The organism is Bacteroidota bacterium, assembly GCA_036522515.1.
GTDB lineage: Bacteria > Bacteroidota > Ignavibacteria > UBA10030 > SZUA-254 > VBOC01.
Map to the genome: position 1 here is coordinate 1 of DATDFQ010000011.1, position 11848 is coordinate 11848.

Sequence of the window (11848 nt, forward strand, 5' to 3'; positions counted from 1 at the left end):
CGCCGGACTCGTAGGCCTGGACAACCTTCAGTTTAAACTCTCGTGAGAACCTTCGTCGATCCTTGGGCATCGGACATTCCCTCCTTCGGAATGTCCACCTTAGTACTCAAAAAAACTGTCTCATGCAAGGGGTAAACTCCAATCCGAACTCGAGACCCATTTTTGTGCGGCACCCCGTAGGACATGATTTGAATGGACCTACATTTACGACAACAGTCTTCGATTGGGGAACTCCAAACGCACATGGGAAAAATCCGACTGTCAATGTTTACGGCACACCGGTCGGATTGGGATTCGAAAACCCGGACGTTTCAGTCGTCTGGCAAGATGACCCAATCGATGCGAACGGGAACTACCATAATGTCGTCGTCGCCAATAAGATCGATGGAGCCTGGGGCCAGCCAGTATTACTTTCGAATAGCGGACAATTCTCTTCGGTGGCACAGGTAGATCTCTCCCAATCCAGTAGCGACGGTGTGCTTGTGGCATCGACTGGCACGACGGGGCCCCCTTACCCGATTAGCAGTAATTTGACCCCTCGGCAGATTACACTTTCCATTCCAGAGCCCATTGGTTGGAATCTGGTCAGCGTGCCTGTGAATGATTACGTTCTTGCGAGAACTGCTATCTACTCCGGAACAGGTAGTGCATTCAGCTACCAAGGAAATTATGTCGTTCAGGATCCTCTTATCAACGGAGCGGGCTACTGGCTGAAATTTGTGCAGGATCAAACGGTAGTCTATTCGGGTGGCAGGTTGACAACTCTTGCAACCCCGCTCAGGTCGGGCTGGAATATGATCGGATCGATCTCGGATCCCCTCGCCACTTCACAAGTCACAACACAACCAACGGGCATCATCAATAGCAATTTCTTTGGGTATGTAGGTGGAAGCTATGATCACCTTGATACCCTTCAGCCAGGCCAAGGATACTGGGTGCGAACGACTCAGGCGGGCACGTTAATCTTTAATGCTCCTCCTCCCGGGCAGCCATCTACGCAGCCGGGAGAACCGCCTGCAGGACTAGCAAGTGCAATGCTTCCGCCAGCGCCAATTTCTCCCGCAAATTCTGCCACGAATCAGCAATTGACGCTGACCCTCGTATGGAACGCTGATAGCGCAGCCACACAATATCGCGTGCAAGTTTCGACTCATTCTGATTTCAGAACACTCTTGGTGAATGCAGGGATTCTTCCGACCAAATCGTATGCGGTGGGTCCACTTTCGGCAAACACTACTTATTATTGGCGTGTTAATGCCGCGAATTCGGAGGGTACGACCACGTGGTCGACGACCTGGAGCTTCACCACGGTATCTCCCCCGGCCGCGCCGGCGCTCGCCACTCCTACAAACGGCGCGACAACTCAACCGCTCTCTCCCATACTCACCTGGAATGCTGTGCAAGTCGCAACCAGGTACGAGCTGCAGGTGTCCACCAGTTCAGGGTTTTCCTCTACTGTATTTGATGACACCTCAATCACGGCCACATCGCGGCAGGTCGGTCCTCTTGTCAATAATGGAACCTATTATTGGAGAGTTAAAGCGATTAACACGGCTGGGACGAGTCCATGGTCGGCTGTCTGGAGCTTTTCGGTGGCTGTTCCCCCCGTTGCACCGGTCCTCGCATCGCCCTCAAACGGGGCCACAGCACAGTCCGTAACACCGACGCTAACGTGGAACGCCTCAAGCGGAGCCACAAGTTACTTCTTAGAAGTCACGACGAGTTCGATATTTAATGGCGGATACTACTACGATTACGCCGTAGCTGGTACCTCTCAGCAGGTCGGGCCGCTTAGCGGCTTAACGACATATTATTGGCGGGTGAGCGCGGTGAATAGTATCGGTACGGGTGCCCCGTCAACGGTCTGGACCTTCACCACTGGTCCGACACCTATACCTTCAGCACCGACGCTCTCATCGCCCGCCAACGGTTCTTCCAGCCAGCCCTTATCTCTAGATCTGATCTGGCAGGGCGCGGCCTACGCTTCATCGTATCAGTTACAAGTCTCTCTGAATGCTGGCTTCGGATATTTGATCGTGAACCAAACAGATCTCTCAAACACTTTCCAGTCAGTGGGCGGACTGGGAAATGGAACAACCTATTACTGGCGTGTGAATGCAGGAAATAACACCGGAACGAGCGCATGGTCTGATATCTGGACGTTTACGACGGAGAGCGCTCCACCGCCGGATCCGTGTGGAGGGGAATACGCTCCTTCCTATATTGCTTCACCGGATCAGTTGACCATAACCGACGCGCATGGGAGGCACCAGAAGCTCTTCATCGAAAATGAGAACCGTCGCCTGATGAACAGATTCGGGGTTATCGATGACCAGCTCCCTCCGGAGCCCATCGACAGCGCGTTCAGCGTCCGGTTTCAATCGGACAAATTCGTTGAGAGAGTATCGGCGGATCATAATCTCAAGTCTATCCCGATTCTGATTAGGGATGCCGCATTCCCAATCACACTTCAATGGAATTTCCATCCCGATAACGCCATTTCCTATTGGCTGGCGGCGCATGGGGGGGAGAAAAAGATACAACTGAGCGATTCTGGCAGAACTCAAATCGGCGACCCTGGTAACGGAGGGGGGCAGGGAAAGAGTAAAACTAGAGTGATCACCCTTCAGGCGAATGGCGTTGACCCGTGTGATCCCTCACGGACAGTACGAGCTTCGAGATTCGTTGAGGAAGCTATACACAAGCCCCACGAGTATGCGCTTCGGGTGAATTTCCCAAATCCGTTCAACCCCACCACTGAGATTCACTACGACTTGCCCGAAGATGTTCGTGTCCGCCTAAGAGTTTACAACGTGCTTGGGGTGGAGGTTGCGACCTTGATCGACGAATTCGAGATTGCGGGTTATAAGGTGGCTGCTTTCCACGCCAACGACCTCCCGAGCGGCGTCTACTTTTATCGCCTCCAGGCGGGCAATTTCACGGACGTGAAAAAGATGATGCTGATGCGTTGAGCTAGTAGAACATCTCAAACAAGAGAGCCAGCCCGGAGTTAGGGGCTGGCTCTCCGTTTTTGTTCCCGCCTTTCTCACGAGTGATATGCCCGCATTTCTGCCTTCTCAGGGGTGATAGCTTTCCCGTCAGTCTGTACGAATTAGGCCGTTTCTTCAGTGTAAAGCGGCCCTCGATCTGGCATAATAATTGACTTTGACCTGAATGGATATCACTTGGCAGAACGGAAAATGGGATTATGAGCTGGGCGTACAGGTACAGACAAATGGTTGTGACGCCGGCGGAAGCTGTCCGGTGCATCAAATCCGGGCAGCGGGTCTACGTGCATCCCGGCTGCGCGATGCCCGAGGTCCTCGTCGAAGCGATGTGCCGACGTTCCCCGGAACTGGAAGATGTCGAAGTGATCCACCTCCTGACCGTCGGCAAGTCGGGTTATTCCGCGCCCGAAATGGAAGGGCATTTTCGCCACAACGCGCTCTTCATCGGAAGAAACGTGCGCGAGGCGGTGAACGACGGACGGGCCGATTTTACGCCTGTGTTCCTCTCCGAGATCCCTTCGCTTTTTTATCGCGGTATTCTTCCGATCGACGTCGCCCTCATCCACGTATCGCCCCCCGACGAGCATGGGTTCTGCAGTTTCGGCGTGGGCGTCGAGTGCACGAAGCCGGCCACGGAAGTCGCGAAGGTTATTATCGCTCAGGTCAACCCCAACATGCCCCGCACGCTCGGCGATTGCTTCATTCACGTCGACAAGATCGCCCATTTCGTGGAGGCGAATGTTCCCCTGAAAGAATTGCCCCAAGTCGACAAAGACTCCACCCCCGAAGAGCGGGATATCTTCCGCCGGATCGGGAAGAACATCGCCGATCTGATCGAAGACGGCTCGACCCTGCAGCTCGGGATCGGCAGCATACCGGACGCGGTGCTCTCGTTTCTGTCGAGCAAGAAAAACCTCGGACTGCATACGGAAATGTTCTCGGACGGCGTCGTGAGGCTCGTCGAGGGAGGGATCATCACGAACGAAAAGAAAACGCACCATCCCGGAAAGATCATCGTCTCATTCGTCCTGGGGACCCGCTATCTGTTCGATTTCGTGGACAACAACCCGATCATCGAATTCCATCCGTCGCACTATGTCAACGACCCGTTTATTATTTCACGGAACGACAAGATGGTCGCCATCAATTCGGCGATCGAAGTCGACCTGACGGGCCAGGTCTGCGCCGATTCGATCGGCAGCCGGTTCTACAGCGGGTTCGGCGGACAGCTTGATTTCATCCGCGGCGCCTCGCGATCGAAGGGGGGAAAACCGATCATCGCGCTCCCCTCGACCGCGCTTGATGGGACACAGTCGCGGATCGTGGCGCAACTCGCCGACTCTGCCGGGGTGACGACGTCGCGGGGGGATGTCCATTTTGTGGTGACGGAATACGGAGTGGCGGACCTCTACGGGAAAACCATCCGTCAGCGCGCTCAGGCGCTGATCGGGATCGCCCATCCGGATTTTCGCGCGGAGCTGGAGCGGCAGGCCTTCGAGCGTAAGTACTACGGCGTCCCGCGGCCGGAAATCGCGCTCGACCGCATAATCGACTTATCAGATGCTATTACGCCAGAACAGGAGACAGCAACGAAATGACTCGAAAACAGGAAGCGCTCGATTACCACTCGCAGGGCCGGAGAGGAAAGATCGAAGTAGTCTCTTCGAAACCCTGCGCGACGCAGCGCGATCTCTCGCTTGCCTACACCCCCGGCGTGGCCGAGCCCTGCATGGAGATTCATGCAAACGCCGATGACGCGTACCTCTACACCGCCAAAGGAAATCTTGTGGCAGTCGTGAGCAACGGGACGGCGGTCCTGGGTCTGGGCGACATCGGCGCTCTCGCCGGCAAGCCCGTCATGGAAGGGAAGGGAATCCTCTTTAAGCGGTTTGCCGATATCGACGTGTTCGATATCGAGCTCGACACGCACGATCCGGACCAGATCATCCAGGCGGTCAAATTGATGGAACCGACCTTCGGAGGGATCAACCTGGAAGACATCAAGGCGCCCGAGTGCTTCTACATCGAGGAGCGGCTCAAAGAGATCATGAATATCCCCGTGTTTCACGACGACCAGCATGGGACCGCGATCATCAGCGGCGCGGGGCTCCTGAACGCGCTCGAGCTCGCCGGCAAGAAAATCGACGAAGTGAAGGTCGTCTTCAGCGGAGCGGGCGCGGCCGGGATCGCGTGCGCGAAGTTTTACGAGCGGCTCGGCGTCAGGCGTCAGAATATCCTGCTGGTCGACACCAAAGGAGTCGTGTTCCGCGGCAGGACCGCCGGGATGAATCCGTATAAGGAGTATTTCGCCGTCGACACCGAAGCGCGGTCGCTCGCCGATGCGATGCGCGGGGCCGACGTCTTCTGCGGCGTCTCGGTCAAAGGAATCCTGACCGGGGAGATGGTCAGGTCGATGGCGGAGGACCCGATCGTGTTCGCGATGGCAAACCCCGACCCGGAAATCACCTACGACGACGCCCTCGCGGTTCGCGACGACGTGATCATGGCGACCGGCCGGTCGGACTATCCCAATCAAGTCAACAACGTCCTCGGTTTTCCGTTCATCTTCCGCGGCGCGCTCGACGTGCGGGCGAGCAAGATCACCGACGAGATGAAGATCGCTGCCGCCTACTCTCTTGCGAATCTCGCGAAGGAGGACGTGCCCGATTCGGTCATCCGCGCCTACGGCGGCAAGCGGATCGAATTCGGCCGCAGCTACATTCTTCCCAAGCCGTTCGATCCGAGGGTGCTGATATGGGAAGCGGCCGCAGTCGCGAAAGTCGCCACCGAGACCGGGGTCGCCCGGAGGCCGATCACGGATTTTGAGGCGTACAGAGACTCGCTTGAGGCCCGGCTCGGAAAATCGCGCGAGATCGGCCGGTTCTTCATCCATAAAGCGCAGGATGCGCCGAAGCGGATCGTCTTCCCGGAAGGAGAAGAGGAGAAAATCATCCGGGCGGCGCAGATCATCCTGGACGAGAAGATCGCCCGGCCGATCCTCCTCGGAAGCCGGACGCTCATCCGTCAGCGCTGCAACGACATCGGGCTCGATCCGGAGAGCGTGGAGATCGTGAACCCCTCCAAGTCCGGGAAGCTCGACGCGTACATCACCGAGTACTATAAGGCGCGTCACCGGAAAGGCGTCACACGGTTCGACGCGGAGCGCCAGGTGAGGACGCACAATGTGTTCGGCATGATGATGGTGGACCGCGGAGACGCCGACGGGCTCATTTCCGGTCTCACGCAGCAATACCCGGACACGGTTCGGCCCGCTCTTCAGATCATCGGAAAAAAGGAGGGGGTGAACAAAATCGCCGGCCTCTACATGCTGGTCTTCAAGAATCAAACCTACTTTATCGCCGATGCGACCGTGAACATAGACCCGACGGCGGAGGACCTGGCGGAGATCGCGATGCTGACGGCGAAGAAGGTGAAGGAGTTCGATATCGAGCCCCGGATCGCCATGCTCTCGTTCAGCAATTTCGGCAGCACCAAACACCCGTTCGTGGAGAAAGTCCAGCGCGCGGTGGCGATCGTCCGGTCGCTCGCCCCCGATCTCAAGATCGACGGCGAGATGCAGGCGGACGCCGCGGTGACGCCGGAATTGATCGGCGAATTGTATCCTTTGAGCAGCCTGAAGGGTGGGGCGAACATCCTGATCTGCCCGGACCTCACCTCCGCGAATATCGCCTACAAATTGCTGGTCCGGCTCGGAGGAGCGACTGCAATCGGGCCGATGCTCCTCGGGATTCGCAAGCCGGTCTATCTCCTGGTGCCCGGAAACGACGTCAACGACATCGTCAACATGACGGCGATGGCGGTCTTCGAGGCGCAGCGGCTCGAAGGGAAGCCGGGAGAACGTAAGATCCGGCTCAACGCAGAAATGGAAACCACAGCTCTCGCAACCTAAGGAACCCCAATGAGAATTGTTGTCGCGGGAATGCCCGGTGTGAAAACGCAGCGAACGCTCACGAACGTGGAGGAGGCTGTGAGCAAATTCGACGACGAGATCGAGGTCGAATGGAAACAATACCCGTTCAAGGGGGCGGTGCAGGGCGGCGTCCACACCCCGTCCGTTCTGATCGACAGCAGGATTATGGTCTCCGGAAGGATCCCGAGCCTGCATGAACTTTCGATCTGGATCACTGACGGGCTTGAGAATTAAGGCGAAAGGTCAGGAGATGAAATCAATCCGCGGAACCGTCGTCATCGACATAGAGTCGTGCAAGGGATGCGAGCTTTGCATCGAAGCCTGCGCCCAAAAGAGCCTCGCCCTTTCTCCCAGGATCAACGGGCTGGGCTATCACTACGCGGTCCTCGTTCAGGACAACTGCACGGGCTGTGTGAACTGCGCGCTCGTCTGTCCCGACACGGTGATCAGGGTCTATCGGGCGCCCAAAAAAGCGAGGCCGGACGCCTCCGAGCCGGCGGTCAGACAGGAAGGGCGGCCGGTGAAATCTGTTACGGCACCGATGGCGGTGGGGAGGGTCGACTTATGAGCGATATCCGGTTGATGAAAGGTAATGAAGCGCTCGCGGAAGCGGCGATTCGCGCCGGCTGCCGGGGATATTTCGGCTATCCGATCACGCCGCAATCCGAGATACTTGAATACCTCGCGGATGAGGGACGAAGGCGCGGAATGGTCGTCCTGCAGGTCGAGAGCGAGGTTGCTGCAATCAACATGGTGTATGGGGGGGCCGGAGCCGGCATGCGCGTGATGACTTCTTCTTCGAGCCCCGGCATCAGTCTGATGCAGGAGGGCTTGTCGTATATCGCCAGCGCAGAGCTCCCCTGCCTGGTGGTCAACGTCAACAGGGGCGGGCCCGGTTTGGGAACGATCCAGCCTTCGCAAGGCGATTACTTTCAGGCGACGAAGGGGGGAGGGCATGGAGATTACCGGCTGATCGTCCTGGCGCCGGCCAGCGTTCAGGAGATGGCGGATTTTGTCTTTGACGCGTTCGACCTGGCCGACAAGTACAGGAACCCGGTCATGATTCTTGCCGACGGCGCGCTCGGCCAGATGATGGAGAAAGTGGTGTTCAAAGAGTACGACCCCCGGCAGCATGTCATTCCGAAGGATTGGGCGACCACGGGCAAGCGCCCGGGTCGCGAGCGCAATATCATCACCTCTCTCCACATCCAGTCGGAAAAGATGGAGGAAGTCAACAAACGCCTGCAGGCCAAGTACCGGTTGATCCAGGATGAAGAGACCCGCTCCGAGCAGGTGATGACGGACGACGCAGAGGTGATTGTGGTCGCGTACGGTCTCGCCGCGCGCATCTCCCACCGGGCTGTCGAGCTCGCTCGCAGCCGCGGGATAAAGGCTGGCATCCTTCGTCCCATCACCCTTTTTCCGTTTCCGACCGGGATCGTTGCGCACTACTCCGGCCGCGCGAAAGGAGTCCTGGTCGTGGAGCTGAATTCCGGCCAGATGGTCGAGGATGTGCGGCTCGCCATCGAGGGGCGAGCCACCGTGGGGTTTTACGGTAGAATGGGCGGGATCATACCCTCCCCCGAGGAGGTGGCAAGCCAGATCGTCGAATTCGCATCCCGCATTTCAAATTCAGGCGCTCCGATATTGGAAACGTGCGATTCCGGATTCACCTCGAAGGGTATAGCCGATGAATAACTTGAAGATTGACCTCGACGGCCTCGAGTGCGTGTGGCAGAAGCCGTCCACCCTGACGGAGACCAGGATGCACTACTGTCCGGGGTGCGGCCACGGCGTCGTCCACAAGATTCTCATGGAGGCGGTCGAAGAATTCGGAATCCAATCCGACACAATCGGCGTCGCCCCCGTCGGCTGCGCGGTATTCGCCTACCAGTATATGAACATCGACATGCAGGAAGCGGCCCACGGACGCGCTTCCGCCGTCGCGACGGGGATCAAGAGATTGCTTCCCGAAAAGTACGTTTTCTCCTACCAGGGCGACGGCGATCTTGCCGCCATCGGGACGGCGGAGACGATCCATGCGGCGAACCGGGGTGAAAACATCCTCGTGGTGTTCATCAACAATGCGATCTACGGCATGACGGGGGGACAGATGGCCCCCACGACGCTTCTGGGGATGAAGACGAGCACCACGCCCGAGGGGCGGACGATGGAAACGCAGGGATTTCCGTTCAAAATTACAGACCTGATCGCAAACCTCCCCGGTTCCCATTACGTGACCCGGCAGGCCGTCCACACGCCCAACGCAGTGCGGCAGCTGAAGAAGGCGGTCATGAAGGCGTTCCAGGCGCAGAAAGAGAAAAAGGGGTACTGCCTCATAGAGGTCGTGTCGAATTGCCCTTCGGGGTGGAAGATGACTCCCCGGGAATCGAACGAATGGATGGTCGAGAATATGTTTCCGGTCTATCCCCTCGGCGACCTCAAAGTCGACGGGAAGCCGGTCGAGAAGCGGGAAGGGAAGAATTAGAACAGTGACTCAGGTTCGACGTCCTTCTTTCAAACTCGTCATCCTGAGCGAAGCGAAGGATCTCGCTGCGAGATTCTTCGTCGCTCCGCTCCTCAGAATGACAATTTCTATTAAGAGGAACCTATGACACACGAAATACTCTTCGCCGGTTTCGGAGGACAAGGGGTTCTCTCCATGGGGATGACTCTCGCCTACGCCGGAGTGATCGAGGGAAAGGAGGTCTCCTGGATGCCCTCCTACGGTCCTGAGATGCGGGGCGGCACGACGAACTGCATCGTCACCGTTTCGAGCACCGCCATCAGCTCCCCGATCGTCAATCGCTTCGACGCCCTGATCGCCTTGAACCAGCCTTCGCTCGACAAGTTCCAGGACAGAGTGAAGAGCAACGGAATTCTTCTCTACGAAAGCGGAAACATCATCATCCCGCCGATGCGCACGGACCTGACCGTCGTGCCCGTCGCGGCCGAACAGGAGGCGCTCAGGCTGGGAAACCCCCGGATCAAGAACATGATCATGCTCGGCGCGTTCCTCAGCGTCTGCGAGGTCGTTCATGTTTCATCCGTCGTGAAGGCGCTTGCGGAAGTGCTCCCGGAGCGGTACCACAATCTGTTGCGCATAAATGAAGAAGGTCTCCGGCGCGGAGAGATGCTAGTCATTGAAGCAGCCACACCATTGGCATGAAAGGACCAGGTATGAACCGAACGAAAGTCGACTGTCACCACACGTGCCGCGAAACCTGCACCGCGATCGAGATCGCGCAACAGCGGGAAAAGGAAGCCATCCTGCGCTACGCGGAACTGCGGGATGAGTGCACCTATCCGGACGTGAAATTGGTTCTGAACGAGCTCATCATCCAGCGGCAGAAGTCGATCCGGTTCATCGACGAGATCAAGAGCCGGCTCAAGGAGCGGTTCGAGGTGCTGGACCAGATCCAGGAAGGATTTAATCTTTAAGGACGACAGGTACGATCAGTACCGCATTTCCATCATTCCGTTCTTCAGGAAAGGAGAGCATCATGGAACTCGACAAGTACTGGCAAGCCCTTCAGGAGAGGATCTGCGTCAAGTGTGTGGACGGGGACGGGAAAGGCAATTGCAGGCTCCAGGCGGGGGACGAATGCACGCTGAAATCGTTCCTTCCCCAGTTGGTGATGACTGTCGCGAACGTTAAATCGGATTCCATCGATACCTACATCAACTCCCTCCGGCGAAACGTGTGCATCCTCTGCGCCCACCAGGAAGCGGACATGGGCTGCAGGAAACGGGACGACCTCGAATGCGCGCTGGACCGGTACTATCCGTTCATCGTGGAAATCGTCGAGACGGTCCGCGCGAAAATGAACGAAGCGGAGGCGGCATGACCGCGTTCGCCGAGTGAAGGCGCCCGGTCAACCGGCGAGGCCCGCGGAACCGGGAATGAGCGAGTTCGACCGCTACTGGCTTGCGGTTCGTGCGGCAATCTGTTCACATTGCGCCGACGGAGACATCTGGGGGGATTGCCATCTCGATCAGCCGGTCCAATGCCCCGTCCCCGCGTTCCTCCTGAGTGTCGCCGAGCTCGTGAAGCAGGGAGGCATCGAGACCATGCAGGATTATGAGGCGGACATCGGGGCGATCGTCTGTTCCAAATGCCGGCAACAGTGGGGAAACGGCCGGTGCGGGATGCGCGAGGAGTCCTACTGCCCGCTGGAACGGTATTGCGCCAAAGTGATCGAAGCCATCGAACGGGTCCATCGCCGGCAACGCATCCATGCTCAGGAGGACTGGACCGAGGATATTCTCTACAGATAACGCGCCTCAAAGCGAGTCTATTTCAACCACCGATTTCACTAACCTGGGACTACTATCATGAGAACAGAAGATTCTAGACCGCGGCTGATTGTCTGGCAATTGACGGGTGACAGGAAAACGGCTCACGTCCCTTTAGGGGCGGGGATACCGTTATTCACAGACAAATTTACGATGCAGGAATGCATGCTGACGATCGAAAGCATCTCCCGCGTCTCCAGGCCGATCCTCGTCCTCACAGGCCCCGGGGTCGTCCGGTTCCCGGAGCTCTTCGAGATCGTGCAGTACGGCTTTGCGCTCGGACTGAAAGTCATCGTGGAAGGAACCCCCGAAGAACTCTCAGGCGAGCTTCTTTTGAAGTACACGGGTTTCGGGCGGAGGGTGTTCCGCATCCTCATCGACGGGCGCGTCGCCGAAGGGGTCGAAACCCGCTACGACGAGACTCCGGGGTTCCGCGCTCTGGAAGAGTGTGTCGCCCGGTTGAGGAAAGCCGGGTATGAGATCCACCTCGGGATGAAGCTCGGCGCCATCGAAGCGAGGCAGCTTGCATTCATCCATGACTATGCGTTCCGGCGAAGCGCCGACGGCCTCTACTTTCATCTCGACTGGACCGGCGCGGCCCCGGTCGTCCCCG

At 57.7% G+C, this 11848-nt stretch carries 12 protein-coding genes; all 12 read left to right on the forward strand.

All coding sequences use genetic code 11. The features are described from left to right. The first annotated feature begins 188 nt into the window (after window positions 1–188). Window positions 189–2972, forward strand: coding sequence for a T9SS type A sorting domain-containing protein (locus VI215_01225; GenBank protein ID HEY6190927.1), 2784 nt, complete (start codon window positions 189–191; stop codon window positions 2970–2972). 236 nt (window positions 2973–3208) lie between these two features. Beyond that, window positions 3209–4606, forward strand: a complete 1398-nt coding sequence (locus VI215_01230; protein HEY6190928.1) for an acetyl-CoA hydrolase/transferase C-terminal domain-containing protein — start codon at window positions 3209–3211, stop codon at window positions 4604–4606. Continuing rightward, window positions 4603–6918: an NADP-dependent malic enzyme gene (locus VI215_01235; GenBank protein ID HEY6190929.1), complete on the forward strand. Its 2316-nt coding sequence runs from the start codon at window positions 4603–4605 to the stop codon at window positions 6916–6918. The genes VI215_01230 and VI215_01235 overlap by 4 nt, the downstream gene beginning before the upstream one ends. 9 nt (window positions 6919–6927) lie before the next feature. Next, a complete protein-coding gene (locus VI215_01240) occupies window positions 6928–7173 on the forward strand; it encodes a hypothetical protein (GenBank protein HEY6190930.1) in 246 nt (81 codons plus the stop codon). A 16-nt stretch (window positions 7174–7189) separates the two neighbouring features. Next, window positions 7190–7507, forward strand: a complete 318-nt coding sequence (locus VI215_01245; protein HEY6190931.1) for a ferredoxin family protein — start codon at window positions 7190–7192, stop codon at window positions 7505–7507. A gap of 14 nt (window positions 7508–7521) precedes the next feature. Continuing rightward, entirely contained in the window at window positions 7522–8637 is a 1116-nt protein-coding gene (locus tag VI215_01250; GenBank protein HEY6190932.1) for a 3-methyl-2-oxobutanoate dehydrogenase subunit VorB, read from the forward strand. Then, window positions 8630–9427, forward strand: coding sequence for a thiamine pyrophosphate-dependent enzyme (locus tag VI215_01255; protein HEY6190933.1), 798 nt, complete (start codon window positions 8630–8632; stop codon window positions 9425–9427). The genes VI215_01250 and VI215_01255 overlap by 8 nt, the downstream gene beginning before the upstream one ends. A gap of 123 nt (window positions 9428–9550) precedes the next feature. Beyond that, window positions 9551–10108, forward strand: a complete 558-nt coding sequence (locus tag VI215_01260; protein ID HEY6190934.1) for a 2-oxoacid:acceptor oxidoreductase family protein — start codon at window positions 9551–9553, stop codon at window positions 10106–10108. A gap of 11 nt (window positions 10109–10119) precedes the next feature. Beyond that, the gene (locus tag VI215_01265) at window positions 10120–10380 is read left to right on the forward strand and encodes a hypothetical protein (protein ID HEY6190935.1); all 261 of its coding nucleotides are present in this window, start codon (window positions 10120–10122) and stop codon (window positions 10378–10380) included. A gap of 62 nt (window positions 10381–10442) precedes the next feature. Further along, a complete protein-coding gene (locus tag VI215_01270; protein HEY6190936.1) occupies window positions 10443–10787 on the forward strand; it encodes a hypothetical protein in 345 nt (114 codons plus the stop codon). Between the two features lie 55 nt (window positions 10788–10842). After that, entirely contained in the window at window positions 10843–11217 is a 375-nt protein-coding gene (locus VI215_01275; GenBank protein HEY6190937.1) for a hypothetical protein, read from the forward strand. 183 nt (window positions 11218–11400) lie between these two features. Beyond that, the coding region (locus tag VI215_01280; protein ID HEY6190938.1) for a hypothetical protein at window positions 11401–11848 on the forward strand (448 nt) is incomplete at its 3' end.

Coding starts and splice junctions, on each gene's coding strand:
- VI215_01230 (HEY6190928.1), top strand. CDS start 3,209: ATGAGCTGGGCGTACAGGTACAGACAAATGGTTGTGACGCCGGCGGAA.
- VI215_01235 (HEY6190929.1), top strand. CDS start 4,603: ATGACTCGAAAACAGGAAGCGCTCGATTACCACTCGCAGGGCCGGAGA.
- VI215_01240 (HEY6190930.1), top strand. CDS start 6,928: ATGAGAATTGTTGTCGCGGGAATGCCCGGTGTGAAAACGCAGCGAACG.
- VI215_01245 (HEY6190931.1), top strand. CDS start 7,190: ATGAAATCAATCCGCGGAACCGTCGTCATCGACATAGAGTCGTGCAAG.
- VI215_01250 (HEY6190932.1), top strand. CDS start 7,522: ATGAAAGGTAATGAAGCGCTCGCGGAAGCGGCGATTCGCGCCGGCTGC.
- VI215_01255 (HEY6190933.1), top strand. CDS start 8,630: ATGAATAACTTGAAGATTGACCTCGACGGCCTCGAGTGCGTGTGGCAG.
- VI215_01260 (HEY6190934.1), top strand. CDS start 9,551: ATGACACACGAAATACTCTTCGCCGGTTTCGGAGGACAAGGGGTTCTC.
- VI215_01265 (HEY6190935.1), top strand. CDS start 10,120: ATGAACCGAACGAAAGTCGACTGTCACCACACGTGCCGCGAAACCTGC.
- VI215_01270 (HEY6190936.1), top strand. CDS start 10,443: ATGGAACTCGACAAGTACTGGCAAGCCCTTCAGGAGAGGATCTGCGTC.
- VI215_01275 (HEY6190937.1), top strand. CDS start 10,843: ATGAGCGAGTTCGACCGCTACTGGCTTGCGGTTCGTGCGGCAATCTGT.